This window comes from Herminiimonas sp. Marseille-P9896 (assembly GCF_903993245.1).
GTDB classification, from domain to species: domain Bacteria; phylum Pseudomonadota; class Gammaproteobacteria; order Burkholderiales; family Burkholderiaceae_D; genus Oxalicibacterium; species Oxalicibacterium contaminans.
Genome location: NZ_CAJEVT010000003.1, coordinates 54,755 through 71,240 on the forward strand (window position 1 = coordinate 54,755; position 16,486 = coordinate 71,240).

At 52.2% G+C, this 16,486-nt stretch carries 13 protein-coding genes and 1 tRNA gene; 8 read left to right on the top strand and 6 right to left on the bottom strand.

Translation table 11 applies throughout. The features are described 5' to 3' along the window. Positions 1–51: 51 nt before the first annotated feature. Positions 52–2,364, top strand: a complete 2,313-nt coding sequence (locus H7U06_RS10680) for an NADP-dependent malic enzyme (protein WP_175626166.1) — start codon at positions 52–54, stop codon at positions 2,362–2,364. A 448-nt stretch (positions 2,365–2,812) separates the two neighbouring features. Here H7U06_RS10680 and H7U06_RS10685 read toward each other — a convergent pair whose 3' ends face one another. Continuing rightward, positions 2,813–3,730 carry a 5'-nucleotidase gene (locus tag H7U06_RS10685; RefSeq protein ID WP_175626167.1) on the bottom strand — a complete coding sequence of 306 codons (918 nt, stop codon included), beginning with the start codon at positions 3,728–3,730 and terminating at the stop codon, positions 2,813–2,815. Positions 3,731–3,863: 133 nt separating this feature from the next. Between H7U06_RS10685 and H7U06_RS10690 the strand changes: the two genes are divergently transcribed. Next, positions 3,864–4,244: a YkvA family protein gene (locus H7U06_RS10690; protein WP_175626168.1), complete on the top strand. Its 381-nt coding sequence runs from the start codon at positions 3,864–3,866 to the stop codon at positions 4,242–4,244. A gap of 53 nt (positions 4,245–4,297) precedes the next feature. On the opposite strand, the gene H7U06_RS10695 is transcribed toward H7U06_RS10690, so the two are convergent. Then, positions 4,298–4,558 carry a hypothetical protein gene (locus H7U06_RS10695; RefSeq protein WP_175626169.1) on the bottom strand — a complete coding sequence of 87 codons (261 nt, stop codon included), beginning with the start codon at positions 4,556–4,558 and terminating at the stop codon, positions 4,298–4,300. Between the two features lie 165 nt (positions 4,559–4,723). Here H7U06_RS10695 and H7U06_RS10700 point away from each other — a divergent pair, with 165 nt between their 5' ends. The 5 genes from H7U06_RS10700 to H7U06_RS10720 all read left to right on the top strand — a co-directional run bounded on the left by H7U06_RS10700 (position 4,724) and on the right by H7U06_RS10720 (position 10,994). Beyond that, a complete protein-coding gene (locus H7U06_RS10700) occupies positions 4,724–5,182 on the top strand; it encodes an Rrf2 family transcriptional regulator (RefSeq protein ID WP_175626170.1) in 459 nt (152 codons plus the stop codon). 86 nt (positions 5,183–5,268) lie between these two features. Next, on the top strand, positions 5,269–6,471 hold the full coding sequence (gene hmpA, locus H7U06_RS10705) for an NO-inducible flavohemoprotein (RefSeq protein ID WP_175626171.1): 1,203 nt from the start codon (positions 5,269–5,271) through the stop codon (positions 6,469–6,471). 707 nt (positions 6,472–7,178) lie between these two features. After that, a complete protein-coding gene (locus H7U06_RS10710) occupies positions 7,179–9,821 on the top strand; it encodes a response regulator (RefSeq protein WP_175626172.1) in 2,643 nt (880 codons plus the stop codon). 4 nt (positions 9,822–9,825) lie between these two features. Continuing rightward, on the top strand, positions 9,826–10,317 hold the full coding sequence (locus H7U06_RS10715) for an Hpt domain-containing protein (RefSeq protein ID WP_175626173.1): 492 nt from the start codon (positions 9,826–9,828) through the stop codon (positions 10,315–10,317). A gap of 26 nt (positions 10,318–10,343) precedes the next feature. Further along, positions 10,344–10,994 carry a response regulator gene (locus H7U06_RS10720; protein ID WP_175626174.1) on the top strand — a complete coding sequence of 217 codons (651 nt, stop codon included), beginning with the start codon at positions 10,344–10,346 and terminating at the stop codon, positions 10,992–10,994. A gap of 92 nt (positions 10,995–11,086) precedes the next feature. Here H7U06_RS10720 and H7U06_RS10725 read toward each other — a convergent pair whose 3' ends face one another. The 4 genes from H7U06_RS10725 to H7U06_RS10740 all read right to left on the bottom strand — a co-directional run bounded on the left by H7U06_RS10725 (position 11,087) and on the right by H7U06_RS10740 (position 15,580). Continuing rightward, on the bottom strand, positions 11,087–12,928 hold the full coding sequence (locus H7U06_RS10725) for a nuclease-related domain-containing DEAD/DEAH box helicase (RefSeq protein ID WP_217703461.1): 1,842 nt from the start codon (positions 12,926–12,928) through the stop codon (positions 11,087–11,089). A 272-nt stretch (positions 12,929–13,200) separates the two neighbouring features. Then, positions 13,201–13,285 (bottom strand) — tRNA-Leu (locus tag H7U06_RS10730). A 108-nt stretch (positions 13,286–13,393) separates the two neighbouring features. Beyond that, positions 13,394–15,133, bottom strand: a complete 1,740-nt coding sequence (locus tag H7U06_RS10735) for a glycosyltransferase family 39 protein (RefSeq protein WP_175626175.1) — start codon at positions 15,131–15,133, stop codon at positions 13,394–13,396. Positions 15,134–15,313: 180 nt separating this feature from the next. Next, a complete protein-coding gene (locus H7U06_RS10740) occupies positions 15,314–15,580 on the bottom strand; it encodes a type B 50S ribosomal protein L31 (protein WP_175626176.1) in 267 nt (88 codons plus the stop codon). Between the two features lie 208 nt (positions 15,581–15,788). Here H7U06_RS10740 and H7U06_RS10745 point away from each other — a divergent pair, with 208 nt between their 5' ends. Next, the gene (locus tag H7U06_RS10745; protein WP_175626177.1) at positions 15,789–16,397 is read left to right on the top strand and encodes a trimeric intracellular cation channel family protein; all 609 of its coding nucleotides are present in this window, start codon (positions 15,789–15,791) and stop codon (positions 16,395–16,397) included. Positions 16,398–16,486 lie beyond the last annotated feature (89 nt).

The window sequence follows — 16,486 nt, forward strand, 5'->3', positions numbered from 1 at the left end:
GGCTCTGCTAGAATGAATTGCTTCCGCATATAAAAAGGATGGCTGCTTAGTATGGATTCGAACACCGATAAAAAAGAAGAACTCCGCCTTCAGTTACGTCAAGCCGCACTCGAGTATCACGAGTTCCCGACTCCAGGAAAAATCAGCGTCACTCCGACCAAACAAGTAACGAATCAGCGCGATCTGGCCCTGGCTTATACGCCGGGCGTGGCAGTCGCTTGCGAAGAAATCGCCGTTAATCCGGCAGACTCTTATCGCTACACCGCACGCGGCAATCTGGTTGCTGTCATTACCAACGGTACCGCCGTGCTGGGCCTGGGTAACATCGGTCCTGCAGCTGCCAAGCCAGTGATGGAAGGCAAGGGCGTACTGTTCAAGAAGTTTGCCGGTATCGACGTCTTCGATATCGAAATCAATGAAACTGATCCGGACAAGCTGTGCGACATCATCGCATCGCTGGAGCCGACCTTCGGCGGTATCAACCTCGAAGACATCAAAGCACCTGAATGTTTCTACATCGAACGCACACTGCGCGAGCGCATGAAGATTCCGGTCTTCCATGACGATCAGCACGGCACCGCGATCATTGTGGCAGCCGCTATCCTGAACGGCCTGAAAGTGGTCGGCAAGGATGTAAAAAAAGCGAAACTGGTGGTCTCTGGCGCAGGTGCTGCCGCGCTGGCTTGCCTGGACCTGATGGTAGACCTCGGCTTCCCGCGTGAACACATTTTCGTCACCGATCTGGCTGGCGTCGTGTATCAGGGTCGCGTTGAACTGATGGATCCGGACAAGGAAAAATTTGCACAGAAAACCGATGCCCGCACCCTGGGTGAAGTCATTGTTGATGCGGATATCTTCCTCGGCCTGTCGGCTGGCGGCGTATTGAAACCAGCGATGGTGGCGGCGATGGCCAAGCGTCCTGTGATTCTTGCATTGGCGAACCCGACACCGGAAATCCTGCCGGATGAAGTCCGTGCAGTGCGTGATGACGCCGTCATCGCAACCGGTCGTTCCGACTTCCCGAACCAGGTTAACAACGTCCTGTGCTTCCCGTACATTTTCCGCGGCGCATTGGATTGCGGTGCCACCACGATTACACGGGAAATGGAAATCGCAGCGGTGCACGCGATTGCACAACTGGCGCAAGCCGAGCAATCGGACATCGTTGCGACGACATACGGTATCCACAATCTGAGCTTCGGCCCGGATTACATCATTCCGATGCCGTTCGACCCGCGCCTGATGATCAAGATCGCGATGGCGGTTGCGAAAGCAGCGGAAGAGTGCGGTGTGGCAGCACGTCCTATCACCGACATGGAAGCCTACGCGGATCGCCTGCAGCAATTCGTGTATCGCAGCGGCACCTTCATGAAGCCTATCTTCCAGATTGCGAAGGCGACACCGCCAGAGCTGAAACGCATCGTGTATGCGGAAGCGGAAGAAGAGCGCGTATTGCGTGCGGTGCAGGTCGTGGTCGATGAAAAACTCGCGCGCCCTATCCTGATCGGTCGTCCTGCAGTGCTGGCGCAGCGTATCGAACGCTTTGGTTTGCGTATCAAACCGGACGTGGACTTCACCATCATCAATCCGGAACACGATGATCGCTATCGCGACTTCTGGCAAACCTACCTGGCGATGACCATGCGCAAAGGTGTGACCGAGCAATACGCGAAGCTGGAAATGCGTCGTCGTCACACGCTGATCGGCGCGATGGCTATTCACAAGAAATATGCGGACGGCATGATCTGCGGCACCTTCGGTACCAATGACCTGCACCTGCACTATGTGGATCAGGTGCTGGGCAAACGTGCCGGTGTGAATGTCTATGCCGCGATGAATTGCCTGATTCTGTCGGATCGCCAATTGTTTATCGTAGACACACACGTCAATGAAAATCCGACGGCAGAGCAGCTGGCGGAGATCACTATCCTGGCTGCAGAAGAAATGCGTCGCTTCGGCCTGGCGCCACGTGCTGCGCTGTTGTCGCACTCGAACTTCGGTTCCAGCAATAGCGAGTCTGCACAAAAAATGCGCAAGACTTTGCAACTGGTACGCGAACGTGCGCCTGACCTCGAAATCGATGGCGAGATGCATGGTGATCTCGCATTGAATTCTTCACAGCTGAAAACGGCTATGCCGGACTCGACTTTGAAGGGTGATGCTAATCTGCTGATCTTGCCTAATATTGATGCGGCTAATATTACTTACAACCTGTTGAAGACGACTGTTGGCAATGGCGTTGCGATTGGTCCTATCTTGCTGGGTTGCGAGAAGCCTGTTCATATTTTGACGCCGTCGGCTACTGTACGTCGGATTGTTAATATGACGGCTTTGTGTGTGGCGGATTCGGTGGCTGAACGCTAAGCTGTAGCTCTTATAAAAAAGCCGCTCTTGCTTTAGGTAGGGCGGCTTTTTTTATTGCTTGTCTGATTTCGTTTAGTGTTGCTGGTGCGGTATTTTCTTCGATCAGTGTTGGGTTGCCGGGGGTGGCCCGGCGGCCACTCACTTTCTTTGCTTCGCCAAAGAAAGTAAGCAAAGAAAGGCGACCACGGCGCCGCTGCCCCTGCGAGGTCCCCGTTTGTGCAGGAGAAAAAATGGGAAGTGGACGAAACTCGCTACCCTTGCAGGGCGCGTATCCGCTTGCAAGCGGATACCGTTACGCAGGCGCGGAACAGTGTTCCGCGAATTCCCTGCTACACCTCAAACACATCCACTTCTTTTTCCATTTTCTGTCCCGCACAAACGGCATCGTCACAGTGGATCACAACCACGGCCTCTGTGTGAACGACGCGGTCGCTTTTATTGAAGGAATTTAGCTGTCTTTAACTTCAGCCTTTAAGGGCACTCGCCCTGTCTGCACCAGCGGCGAAGCCCGATCGCAATGCCCGGGCTGGTCGTCGAAGAACATATGCGGTTTGAATGCCGCCAATACATCGGACTTGGAAACGCCACCCATGAAGAAGGTTTCATCGATGGTAACGTCCCATGCGCGCAAGGTGCGGATGACGCGCTCATGCGCCGGGGACGAGCGTGCAGTCACCAAAGCAGTGCGTATTGGTGCTTTGTGTGCGCTCGAGTTCTTGAAGCTGTTCTGGATGAAGGACAAGGCTTTGAGCAGACGCGCAAACGGGCCTTCTGGCAAAGGCCTCAATGCATTTTCGCGTTCATGGTTCTCAAACGCTTCTATGCCCTGGGTTTGGTAGATGCGTTCCGATTCGTCGGAGAAGATGACGGCATCACCGTCGAAGGCGATGCGGATTTGATCCAGCTCTTCAAAGGCGTTTGCCGGTTTTTGATACAGCAGCGCAGCCGCGGTACCTGAATCGATCGCCGCCTGTACGTCATCTTCATGCAGCGACAGGAACAGGCTGACGTTGAAGGCGTGCAGATAAGGGGCTAGCGATGCACCACCGGACAGAACGGCTCTGGTGATGTCGAGATCGTAGTGTTTGATCGAGTTGAAGATGCGCATCGAGGTTTCGGTCGAGTTGCGCGACATGATGACGACTTCAACGAAGCGTTGGCCGGGAGCCAGCGCATTGAGTTTCAGTAGTGCACGCACCAGCGCAAAACCGGCACCCAGCTTGAGGATTTCTCCTTCATTGTCGAGCTGGTGCTGGCGATAGGCTTCCAGGCCCTGGGTGCGAAAGATGGCTTCTTCGACTTCGAGGTCAAAGAGTGCGCGGGATGAGATTCCAACTACCAGCAGGCGGTCTAGTGAAACGGGCATGTAGGGCTTTTCTTCCAGGTATCAGGAATGGTGTGCAAAGGGCATAATTGCAGGATTACTTTGCAGGTTCAGGTCGGGATCATTATAAACATTCCTGCTTGCTACACCTGCTGAACCTTTATCTGAGAGCGCAATGCTGGCAACCATCAGGAAATGGGCGAGACGCATCAAGAGCGATATCATCGTTTTATGGTTCGCCCGCAAGCATCCGGATGCGCCCTTCATGGCGAAAGCGGTATGCGTGATTGCAGTGGCGTATGCACTGAGTCCTATCGACCTGATCCCCGACTTTATTCCTATCCTCGGTTATCTGGACGATGTATTGCTGGTGCCCGGTTTGATTTGGCTGGCTTTGCGCCTGTTGCCACCGCAGGTGTTGCAGCAATGTCGGGTGCAGGCGGAGGAGTGGATTACCAAATACGCACGCAAGCCCAAGAGCTATATAGGCGGTGCGCTGATCGTGCTGGTATGGTGCTTGCTAGCTTATTTGTGCTGGCGCTGGTTGGCGCAGTAGCCGGCCATATGCCTGAAGTGAGAGCGGTAGGCGTACCGCTCTCTTTGAAGAATTTACTGTTGTGGTTTGTCTTCGCCGTCTTCGTAAAACGAGACGCGCAAGGTACGGGTGCGATGCAGTTTTTTAAGGCCTGCTTTGGTACCGAGATATGCCGCCAGTACGCAGTACAGCAAAGCCATCCAGCCGAGGTAGTAAACACCGACGAAAGGCAGGACGATGACGAGGACGGTCGCGAAAAAGTCGCGCCGTTCGATTGTGATCCAGTAATGCGATAACGCGTACACAATGAAGAGCCCAATGAAGCCTAGCAACATGATGTTTCCCTATTGACAGATGTGTCTGCATTCTAGCATCCGGATATTTGCTGATGAGCGGTTTTCGCTGCTGCGCTGCGGCAAGGAAACGACGTCAGGGAATCAAATATGTTGCGTTCAATATGCATATTTAATAGAATGTGTATCACTGGAGAGCGATAGCTTATGAAACTGACCCGGTTTTCGGACATAGGATTGCGAGTGCTGATGTATTTGGCACGGGAGTCGCGCAGCCCGTCGGTTACAGTGGCAGAGGTCGCGATGCAGTTTGATGTGCCGCATAACCATCTGGTCAAAGTAGTTGGCATGATGGCAAAGATGGGCTGGATAGATGCTGTGCGTGGACGTAACGGCGGTATCAGTCTGGCTGCCAGTCCGGAGACGCTGCATATAGGCAGCATCCTGCGCGTGCTGGAAGGTGATGACGAAGCCATCGATTGTGAAGGGATAGGTTGCCGTCTTTCTGGTGATTGTCGTTTGCGCAATGCCTTGAAGATAGGTGTTGATGCTTTCTACAATGCGATGGATGAGTACACGCTGGCCGATATTGTTTCCGGTAATACGGGTGAGCACATCGTCATGATGCATCGCAATTTCCTGATGGATCGCGCAGCTATCGCATAAGTTGAATTGGTTGGTATGGTCGGGCCTGGATCGGGCCCTTTTTAATAAGTTTAAAGTTGCATTTTAAATGCATCATAGGAGTGATTATGTTGTCTGCAGCATCCCGTCCTTATATAGACGCCAGTGTTCCTGTCCTGCGTGAACATGGTTTGGCCATTACCCAGGCCTTTTACAAAAACCTGTTTATCTCACACCCGCAGCTGCACAATATTTTTAATGCTGGCAACCAGGCTAACGGTGCGCAGCAGCAGTCGCTGGCTTCTGCCGTATTTGCCTATGCTGCCAACATTGATAACCCTTCCGCGTTGGCACCTGTTATCTCGCGCATCGTGCATAAGCATGTTTCGCTGGGCGTGACTGCTGCGCACTATCCGATAGTGGGCGAGCATTTGCTGGGTGCGATCAAGCAAGTGCTGGGCGATGCCGCCACGCCAGAACTTATCGCGGCGTGGGCAGAAGCCTATGGCATCCTGGCACAAGCGCTGATCGACGAAGAAAGCCGTCTGTATGCTGCTGCTGGTGTGAACCCGGGTGATCTGTTCGAGATGAACGTCACGGCAGTCGAACAGGAAAGCGCGCAGGTCAAATCGTTCACGCTGGTACCCAAGGATGGCAGCACTACACCTGCATTCCGTCCAGGCCAGTATGTCAGCGTGGCAGTGCACCTGTCGCATGGTCTGCGCCAGCTACGTCAGTACAGCTTGTCGGATGCGCCGGATCATCGCCACTTGCGCATCTCGGTCAAGCGCGAAGTCGCTGGCAAGGAAACACCCGCCGGTATGGTTTCCAATTGGTTGCACGACCATGTACAAGTGGGCAGCGTGCTGTCGGTCAGCAAGCCATTCGGTGACTTCACACCGGATACCGATAGCGAAGAGCCTATTGTTCTGTTGTCGGCAGGCGTCGGCATCACGCCTATGATTTCGGCGTTGAACCGCATTGCTTATGTGGCGCCACAAAGACGTGTGATCTTTGCGCATGCCGCACGCAATGCAAGTCATCATCCGCATCGTGCAGATATTGCAAAAGCAGCGGCGCTGATGCCTAATCTGCAGAGCGTGACCTTCTATGAAGAAGAGGCCGCTGAACAAAGCAGTGCACATGCTTTGCCGGGTCGTATGCAGCTGAAGAAACTACCGCAATGGGATGTTGCCAATACCAAAGTGTATATGTGCGGTCCTTTGCCTTTCATGCAAACACAATGGGCGGATCTGGTAGCTTCTGGTGTGCCGGTCAAGAACTTGCATCGTGAAGTCTTTGGTCCGGACATGCTGGATCATCTAATCTGATGACGGGTATCTGGTCGTCATCCGGTGCGTGCTCATAAGCGTGCCGGATGGTGAGCATGATAGGCACAGCCAGCGCTAGCCCCGCTGGCTGTGTCACTTCTACACGCATGCTGTTGGATGTTGCGTCCAGTCGTACTGGTAGCGACTTAAAAACTCTGCTGAATTGCTTGTCTGTAGCTGGCGCAAGTTCTTACTTCATTTCTGTCCGCGCTCCATCACTCTTCCTGCATTTCACCTCATCGATGCTGCATCGATGTTCTTTCCATTGCTCGCGCTGCTCGTTTGCATATGCATAGTCAGTGCGCATGCCGCATAAATGTTTTCAGATTACAGATGTCACGCGTTTAGAAATATGACGATGGTCTGCACGTTTGTACCGAAAATGTCGTACGGGAATTTGAATATGGCAATGAAGATGCAAAAGCGTTAACGGATGCGCAAATAATCGAACGATCATTCTCCGTTAATTGGGACGTAGTAGTCGATCAAGACTAATCTTGGTACGTATCAAGTTTATTCTCCCTAGACTGATCTCAATGACAAATAAGAGGAAAAAAGGGAGTGACAATTATCCGTCGTTGGCACCTGGTGCGCCGGCGGCACTCCTGAAATTTTTAGCGTTAGCGTTGTTGCTTTGTATAGTCGCCGGTACAGCGCTGTTTTTGTACTGGCACTTCAGTAACTTGGTATCTGCACACCGGCGGCAGATGAATGCTGCTGCCTATAGTGCGCAGATTTATTTCGATCAGCGTGAAGAATTATTGCGCTCTCTTAAGAATTCCGCGATACGTATACCTGCATCATCACCATCCCTGCATCTCTATGCTGAAATGAAAGGTGATGGCGTGATGGCTGCGCCGCTACCAAGCGGCGATCCTGCAAGCAGCTGGGCTTTACTGCTTACCAAGCGTGACCTGCACGCAATCAGCTCGGCGTATACACGTCTGATTCATTTCTTGCCGCGGCAGGGCATGAAGACCACTTCTATCTGGCCTGCCGAGAGTCCGGATGCAATTGTGAATCCACAGCAAGCGAAACTGATAGAGCAGGAATTGATGAAGGTAGAGCTTGCCGCTGATAAATCGCAAGTGCAAAAAATGGTGTGGCTGGATGTGTCCGGAAAAATGCGTGACAGTCTTTATATATTCAGCCTGCTGGATCCCAGGCAACCTGCAGCTGGCTGGTTAGGGCTGGAGTTGCATAGCATAGATAGCGGGATTGAATTCCCCAGTATCCATGGCAGCAGCTATGTCTTGCTGGATCAGAATCAGGACGCAGTTCTGCAGAGCGTGCCTCAGTTGGAAATGCCGGAGCAATTCAGGAAAAGCTTTCAGCAAGATGCCTTCGGTTTGTACGGCAATAATTTTTGGCCCGACTACATGGCACTTAACAAACGGGTAGGCGAAGCGGGCTGGAATTTAGTCTATTACATACCCATAGGTCACTTGCTATACGACGGCAGAGTGGCTATCCAGCTTGCGCTGCTTCTTTGTGCCTTGCTCATAGCGGCAGTATTCCTCGGTATGCGCTATATCCGTGATTACCTGATTGTTCCAGCGACCAAGCAATACGATGCCTTGCTGGATATGGCTTCCTTTAGCCAGACCATGATAGAAACCGCGCCGGTGGCTCTGTGTGTATTGCGGCGTGAAAACGGCAGCGTGGCCCTGGCGAATGAATTGACGCGTAGCTGGCTGGACGGTGAGGAGGACTGGCAAGCGAAGGTACTGACTAATCCTTACGGCGACAAAGACAGGGAAATGATTTTGCGTGATGGCCGCGACGTCTACCTGACGATAGCACCTACGCGTTACCGTGGTGAGGAAGTCTTGCTATGTGCTTTCATTGATATAACAGCACATAAACGGATAGAGACGTCATTGCTGCAGGCAAAGATCAGTGCCGATGAAGCGAATACGGCCAAGACGATTTTTCTTACCACGATGAGCCACGAATTGCGTACACCTTTGTATGGCATGTTGGGTGCACTGGAATTGTTTTCCATGACTACGGTGACGAACCAGCAAAGGATGTATCTGAACGCGATGCAACAGTCGTCGTCGATTCTTTTGAATGTGGTGAGCGATACGCTCGATATTTCGAGGATAGAAGCTGGTCAGGTAAAGCTTGAAGCAAGCGCGTTCTCACCCGTGGCGCTGGTCGAGGAAGTGGTCGCGGTCTATGCCGCGCGGGCAGAACGTAAATCGCTGGATATCTACAGCCTGCCTGACCCCCGCATACCGGATGCCTTGATCGGTGACGTGATACGGGTCAAGCAGATACTCAACAACCTGATGACCAACGCCATCAAGTTTACCCAAACAGGGCGCGTCGTCGTCCGGTCAGAGTTGCTGGCTACAACGGATGACATGGTGACGCTGGCCATACGGGTGGAAGACACCGGGCGTGGCATAGCCTCAGAAGATCTGGTGCATATATTTGAACCGTTCTATCAGGTCGAGCAGGATGCCTTGCTGAAAAATGGCACAGGCCTGGGCTTATCGATTTGCTGGCGCTTTGCCCAAATCCTGGGCGGCACTATGGATGCGACCAGTCAGCCCGGGGTGGGCAGCATCTTCTCTTTGACCTTGTCGCTACCGATCAACAAGAGTGCTGTATCGCAGGATGTGCCGGTTCTTGATGATGTAAAGCTATACGTGCACTCAGGTTTCCGCGATCTGTCTGAAAACATATGTGGCTGGTTGGCAGCGTGGGGAGGCGCTGCCATACGCTATGACAAGGCGCTGCATCAGGACGATGGTAAAGCCATCCTGCTGGATATCGCGTCATCCAGGAAACAGGGCGGGATTGCATGGAGCGGGCCACGCATCGTAGCAAAGCTGCCTGGATCATCGCTGGATGATGATGCGAAGAATAAATCGCAGTTGGTACATATCTACAGCGTGCGGGCGATCGCAAAAGCAATCGATCGCGTGCAGCGTCTGCACGATGTCATAGAAACCACGGAAGTGGAGCCGCAGGCTGCGCCTATGGAGCTACGCATACTGACGGTGGAAGACAACCCCATTAACCGCATGATTTTGAAAGAGCAACTGTCGCATCTGGGTTGCGAAGTCGAGTTTGCCGGCAACGGGCGCGAAGCGCTGGATCGTGCAGACCTGATGGAGTTCGACATCATATTGACTGATGTAAATATGCCCGTGGTTGATGGTTATGAACTGACTGAGCGTTTGCGCAAGATGGAATATCGCAAACCTATCTTTGGCATTACCGCCAATGCGATTCCGGAAGATGAGCAACGTTGTCTGGCGGTCGGCATGAACAGGGTGTTGACCAAGCCCCTGTCTATCGCTGTTCTGCAAGCTGAGCTGCAAAGCATACAAGGATAAGGCGATGGCGACTGCAGTTCAATTCAGTTCGTATGGAAATTTTTCCAGTGACAAGTTCTGGCTATTGTTATGCGTGGCCATTGCGTTGCTGTTGTCCGGATTTACCTATGTGATTTTTCGTATACGTAAAAGGAATAAGCAGATGAGGGACGCGGCTTGCAGGGAGGCGATGGAGAACGTCAAGGAAACTACATATACACCGCAAATTTTTGTGGAAGTACCCGCCAGATACCGTGAGGTCTTTGTGCAAACCATGGAAGAAGACCTGAACATCCTGAATCAGGCATTGCAAGAAGATCGCACAAGGGCGGTGCTGAGCATGTTGCACCGTATGCATGGTGCATTGGTTGCCGTCGGCATGACGGAGTTTGCGCAGCGATGTGAATTGTTAGGAAGAACAGGGGGCTTGCTAGGTATGGAAGATGAACTGAAAAAAGACATCAAGGAACTGGCGCAGGATTTAATGCGCATGGTGCAGTGGCAACACACGATTTAATTTAACCATAGTAGGTGATTATTGTTATGAAAAAACAGACCGTCATTATTGCTGATGACCATCCTTTGATTTTGATGGGATTACGGGACCTGGTGGAAAAAGACAGCAGTTTTGAACTGACAGGTGCGGTGTCCAGTTCCAGTGCCTTGATAGCACTGGCGCGGGAGAATCCAGCCGAGATATTCATTACTGATTACTCGATGCCGGGCGATGATGTCTATGGCGATGGCATACGTCTGATCAAGTATCTGATCAGGCATTTCCCGCAAACCAAGATACTGATCGTGACCATGATGTCCAATCCGATGATCATCTCTGCACTTTACGATGCCGGTGTGTATGCAGTTGTCAGGAAGAGTGACGATCCGGCTGAATTCATCGCCGCCTTGCATATACTGAGACTCGGGCGTAAATACTTCCCGCCCGGTTTTCAAAAGGATAGCAAGGCGAATGAACGCACCAAGTTCATCGGTGAGCGCATTAATAGTCTGTCGCCCAAGGAGTTTGAAGTCTTACGTTATTTTATCCAGGGCAAGCCCATCATGCAGGTCGCCTTGCACCTGAATCGCAGCATCAAGACTGTGAGCGGGCAGAAAATCGCCGCCATGCATAAGCTGAATGTGAAGACGGATCAGGAGTTGATTGCGTTTTGTCTGGAGACGGGCTTGTTTCAGTGAGCATTAATCTGAATATTGCCACTCAAAAATAAAATCGCTCTTGCAAAGTAGGAGCGATTTTATTTGTCTCAGACTTTAGGTCAGATTAGATATCAAATGAAATTTAAGGTCGTCATTGCCCTTTGCATCTTCCCTGTAATCATTGAATCTTCTCCATATGTCATTACTAACTCATGTGTTGCTCGTGTCATCGCTACATAAAGCAATCGTGCCTCGTCTTCTTCTGGTTCTACGTGCTTTGTAGTGGTTCCGACAGCGGGAATGCAAACTAATGGAAACTCCAATCCTTTGCTGCTGTGCATAGTCACGATTTTTACACTCTCGTGATTTAGGTCGAATTTTTTATTCTTGTCTTGTTGCCATTCGAAGGGAATACCTTTGCGGTTAAGTGCCTGACTTACTTCCTTGCCGATGCCGTAATTTCGATAAATTACTGCCATCTGACTCCAGGGCATTCCCGTTTTGTTGGCGTTGATTAGTCTTTCGGCCAAGTGCTCAATCTCAGCGCTCAATTTCGGAAACTTAATGAGTAATGGCTTCGGTCCATGTCGCCCTGTGCTCATGGGTTGTACCGTTGGCATTTGATCTTCTTCAGTGTCTTTCGTGGAGAGCAAGTCGTCGGCGAAGGCACGCGCGACTGCCAGGATTTCAGCGGTGTTACGATAATTTAATTTGAGTATGGTTGTACGGCCTTTAGCCTGTACCCCAACGCTGGAAAACGAGAAACGTAATTTCTTGGGGCCGTTATAAATCGATTGTGCATCGTCATATAACACCAGCAATGAATTCGTATCAGGATGAATCATCTGTACCACCAATTTGAGCCATTCTGCTCTAAAGTCATGTCCTTCATCGATAAGCACAGCGTCATATTGAGCTGACGGGATCAACTTTTGATCGACGGATCGAATAACTTTTTCGATACAAGCTTCGAAGAAGCCATCCATATCGGTATTATTTGGTGGCATGCCTACGTTATAAGCTTTTAATTGCCTCACACACCAGGCATGAAAATTGACGACATTGACTTTGTTCTGTAATCCCTTGGTCGCCATAGTGCTGGCAAGCTTGGCCGCCAGCGTCTTGTTATAGCAAAGTACGAGTATGGGGCGTTGGCACATTTTTGCCAGATGTTCTGCTCGGTAGCCTAAGATTAGTGTCTTACCTGATCCGGCTACTCCATGAATGACACGATGTCCTTCGCCTAGGCTACGTGCCAGTTGTTCCTGCTGGATATCCATGACGCGCAATACATCTGGGATTTCAATTTCTTTTTGGCTGTTGTCTGAAAATATATCCGCCTGTGCAGGGATGCGAATTTCTGGAAACATGTGCCAGCGCACGCGGTCGATTTGGGGCAACGAAAGTGTGCGTGCAAACTTGTACGGGAACATATCCCACAGGCGTTTTTGAAATTCTTCGGCGTCAACACTTTGTGTCATTTCGTCTTTGCAAATGACAAGATGTGCCGGTAGCACATTCTCCATGTTGTGATCATCGAACTGCTTACGGTCAATGTTGGTCAATGCCACGCCATGCCCATAAGGGAAGGCTGGCTTTCCTTTTAACGATCCGTTTGGCCAAATTAACTGTGGATCACGTTCGAGTTTATTGGTTATGACATACATGTATTGTCGCGCTTGCTCTAGCGGATTCAATTCATGTTTGATGCCATGGTCGGTGTGAAGAACAACGCTTTGTTTGTCTATGCTCTGGATGGACGTGAGTTTCCAATCCTTGACCTCGATTACCAGCAAGCCACGACTGGGATGAAAGATAACGAAATCCGGGTGCCGCGTCTTCTCGCCGATCGATACGTCATACCAGCACAGGTAATCGTCCTCAAGCTTTTCTTCTAAGCGTTCGGCCAAACGTTTTTCGCCGCTAGTCATGCGGGACTTACACGCACCGATTGCAGGGATGAGAGTGGCCATGGCTACACCTATAGATGTTTCATCGCATATTACTATTTGGAAACGAGGTTTTGTAGATTTACTTCTATCCGCACTTTTGTTTTAGTGCGCTTGATCTGAAAGCTTTGTTCTATGAGGAGATAAGCATGTCGCTTATCGATGCGCGCTAATGTCGGAACTGAAGTGTGGTTCAGGAGGGCTGGAGTCATTATGCAATATGCAGAATGCAGAATGACTTGAATAACAAAAAACCCGTTATGTCAGAAGACAAACGGGTTTTTGATATGACTTATTGGTGCCGAGAGCCGGAATCGAACCGGCACGCCTTGCGGCGCGGGATTTTGAGTCCCGTGCGTCTACCTATTCCGCCATCTCGGCAACGCAAGCTGAGCATTATGCTCGATTTGCCCGATTTGAGCAAGACTCATGACGCTTGAATATGCTGCCTGTACGCAAATTTTTTACAAAATCGATAGCTAATCGACATTACTGCTGGCTGGCGGCCGGGGCGTTGTAGACACGGCGATACAGGCGGAAGCGTTCGTCGCGGTCAGCCGGCCGGCGACCGTGCCAGACCAGTTGCCATTGCTGGTTGTAACGCGTGATGGACTGCGCTGCATCATTGCCGCGGTGGGTGTCCTGCAGCAGCAGGTAGTCGCAGTTTTTCTCGCCAATTTGCGCGAACTCTACCTTGCCGAAGTAAGCGAAGGAAGCACGCTGGGCCGGGCCTACATTCGAGGCGACGCAACGTTTGACGGTCGGCAAGGCCGCATCGATTTGCTGCGCGACGCCGACATAGCTCTTGATGTAGTTACCCCATGGCAGCCACAGTGTCATCAGCAGTAACCAGCACAGGATGATACCGCCGGATGAGAGCACGACCGCGCGCCACAAGACCGACGGGCGACGCGAGACGCGCCAGTAGACGATCCAGATCCAGCCTGCGGACGCAGCAGCGGCGACCAGCAGGATGAAGAGGTTGAATTCAGGTTTGAAGCCTGGCGCGATCTTGAATGCGTTCTTCGCCAGTTGTGCTGGCCAGCCGGTTTGCTTGGCGATCCAGCCTATCCAGATGAAGGCCGCGCAGGTGGTCAGCATCATGACGGAGAACCAGTCGACCGCATTGATGGCGCCACGCTTCATGGTCGGCAAGCCGAAGGCAGCCAGGATCGCGAGCATAGGCAGCAGTGGCAACAGGCTGGCTTCTTCACCGTGTGAGTTGAGCAGTGCCAGTACCAGCAGTGCAGCGAAGAAAGTCAGTGGCAGCGTGATATGCAGTGCCGCGTGCTGGCGACGCCATGCATAGACGGCCCAGATCGCGAACGGCCATGCTGGCCATGCGAACCAGATGGCATTCTTCAGGAAATATTGCAGCGTGGACCAGGACGGGGCGTCGACCAGGTGGTAGTTCCACGCCATCCACGCATCTATCGGCGAGTTGCCGTGTGGTTGCACTTGTTGACTGGCCCATATCCACGCACCGGTGATGGCGGCAGCCAGTGGCAGCGAGATTAGTATAAGGCGTGGCAACAGGGCACGCTCGCGTATTGCCGCGAGCACTATGATGCCTAGCCAGATGGCGAAGGGCGTGACCCAGCCGCGCGTCAGTGCCAGCAAGCCGAGTGCGACACCCAGCACCACTGCGCGACGCACGGTGTGTTTTTCAAACAGGCGGGTGGTGGCGTACAGCGCGCAAGCGACCAGTGAAACCTGCAGCGCTTCCGAGGTAGTGCCATGACTGTGTACCAGCAAGCCGAGGCAGCCCAGGTAGATCAGCAGTGCGCCGTCTGCCAGTGTGCGGCCGAAGTCCTTCGGTTCAGGTTGTCCGCCGAAGGCGAGCTTGAGTGGTTGCGCTTCAGTGCGACGACCCAGCAGGTAGGTGGTGTACCAGACTGCGGTCGAGCCCAGCAGGAAGAAGCAGATAGGTGCGATGCGCGCAGCCATGGGCGCACCGACCAGCCAGCCAAATAATTTGATGCAGATGGCGCCTAACCAGAATGCCAGCGGACCTTCTTCCGGCATGGCGAGGCCGACGATATTCGGTGATAACCAGTCGGCCAGTGTGCCGGTGGCCATGGTCCACATGATGCCAAAGCCGGCAGCGTCGTCTGGTTTCCACGGATCACGGCCAACCAGGCCGGGCAGGATATACAGCAGACACAGTGCGAACAAGGCCCAGCGCGGGAGTGCGAGTGTAGCGGAGGCGGGCAGGCGGACTGGCTTCATGTAGGGGACGTTATTTTTATTTGATCCGGCGTTATTGTGCCGTAAAAATTCTTTATCAGTGCAGCGGATTCATCCGTATAGAGTGAAAAGGCCGATTTTGCGCGCACTGACAGGCACATGGGGCCTGATGCAATAATAAAAAAGGCAGCCGTAGCTGCCTTTTTAAAACGCTGTGACGAATTATTCTGCCACGCTTGTTTTGGAACCGACGGAACCGAATTTCTTGCGGAATTTATCCACGCGACCTGCGGTATCAACGATTTTGTGTTTGCCGGTGTAGAAAGGATGCGATTCCGACGAAACCTCGATCTTGATCAGCGGGTATGTTGCGCCTTCAAATTCGATGGATTCACGAGTTTGAATGGTCGAACGGGTGATGAATTTGAAATCGTTAGACATGTCTTGAAACACGACTTCGCGATATTCTGGGTGTATGCCTTCTTTCATTTTTCTGCCTTGGTTAGTTTGGTAGCCAATCGTCACTTCGTCGGTCGCACAGCTTCTTGACCCGATTGTCGATCACTTGCCTGGGTTGGAACGAGCCGGAGATTATACAATGAAATCATGGGTTTGCGATAGATTTGGCAACAGCGGTGTTACAGTTCAGCACCAAGAATAAAAGGGAGACCCTGTGACAATAGGTTTGCAAAGTGGCATGAGTACGCTACTGCAGGTGGTGGAGGCCTGCGGCATTATCGCCTTTGCCTGCTCTGGCTTCGTCGAGGCGCGGCGCAAGGATATGGATCTGGTAGGGGTGTTTATTGTTGCCTTTGTGACAGCTTTTGGCGGCGGTACCTTGCGCGATATGTTGCTGGACCGGCGTCCGCTGTTCTGGGTCGAGCATCAGGAATACGCGATTCTGGTCTTCGTACTGGCTTTGCTGGCCGGGCCGTTTTTGCCGCATTTGCGTTCTGCCGTCGCTGAAAAGACGATAGTCGTGGCGGATGCGCTGGGTCTCGGCTTGTTTAGCGCGGTCGGTACTTCGCTGGCGATGGAGGCGCAAATGCCGGTGTTTATCTGCGTGATGATGGGGGTGACGACCGGTATTTTCGGTGGCGTGCTGCGTGATGTCTTGTGTAACCAGATACCGATGGTGTTCCGCCGCGAGCAGTTGTATGCGACCTGTTCATTGCTCGGCTGCACTGTGTATTTGCTGCTGGAGTGGTTGAATATGACGTCTGCCTTTGCGTTGATAAGCAGCATCCTGGTGACGTCGGTGTTACGCCTGTTGGCAGTGCGGAAGAACTGGCGTTTGCCGGGATAAAGCACAGGCTAATAAAAAAGCCCGCTTTCATTTTTAGTGAAAGCGGGCTTTTTGTTTTCAGCCGAATACTGGCTGAAAAGCAGATGCAG

What these genes read in the sequence shown, in the direction of transcription:
- H7U06_RS10680 (WP_175626166.1), top strand. Translation starts at nt 52, where the DNA reads ATGGATTCGAACACCGATAAAAAAGAAGAACTCCGCCTTCAGTTACGT.
- H7U06_RS10685 (WP_175626167.1), bottom strand. Translation starts at nt 3,730, where the DNA reads ATGCCCGTTTCACTAGACCGCCTGCTGGTAGTTGGAATCTCATCCCGC.
- H7U06_RS10690 (WP_175626168.1), top strand. Translation starts at nt 3,864, where the DNA reads ATGCTGGCAACCATCAGGAAATGGGCGAGACGCATCAAGAGCGATATC.
- H7U06_RS10695 (WP_175626169.1), bottom strand. Translation starts at nt 4,558, where the DNA reads ATGTTGCTAGGCTTCATTGGGCTCTTCATTGTGTACGCGTTATCGCAT.
- H7U06_RS10700 (WP_175626170.1), top strand. Translation starts at nt 4,724, where the DNA reads ATGAAACTGACCCGGTTTTCGGACATAGGATTGCGAGTGCTGATGTAT.
- hmpA (WP_175626171.1), top strand. Translation starts at nt 5,269, where the DNA reads ATGTTGTCTGCAGCATCCCGTCCTTATATAGACGCCAGTGTTCCTGTC.
- H7U06_RS10710 (WP_175626172.1), top strand. Translation starts at nt 7,179, where the DNA reads ATGAATGCTGCTGCCTATAGTGCGCAGATTTATTTCGATCAGCGTGAA.
- H7U06_RS10715 (WP_175626173.1), top strand. Translation starts at nt 9,826, where the DNA reads ATGGCGACTGCAGTTCAATTCAGTTCGTATGGAAATTTTTCCAGTGAC.
- H7U06_RS10720 (WP_175626174.1), top strand. Translation starts at nt 10,344, where the DNA reads ATGAAAAAACAGACCGTCATTATTGCTGATGACCATCCTTTGATTTTG.
- H7U06_RS10725 (WP_217703461.1), bottom strand. Translation starts at nt 12,928, where the DNA reads ATGGCCACTCTCATCCCTGCAATCGGTGCGTGTAAGTCCCGCATGACT.
- H7U06_RS10735 (WP_175626175.1), bottom strand. Translation starts at nt 15,133, where the DNA reads ATGAAGCCAGTCCGCCTGCCCGCCTCCGCTACACTCGCACTCCCGCGC.
- H7U06_RS10740 (WP_175626176.1), bottom strand. Translation starts at nt 15,580, where the DNA reads ATGAAAGAAGGCATACACCCAGAATATCGCGAAGTCGTGTTTCAAGAC.
- H7U06_RS10745 (WP_175626177.1), top strand. Translation starts at nt 15,789, where the DNA reads ATGAGTACGCTACTGCAGGTGGTGGAGGCCTGCGGCATTATCGCCTTT.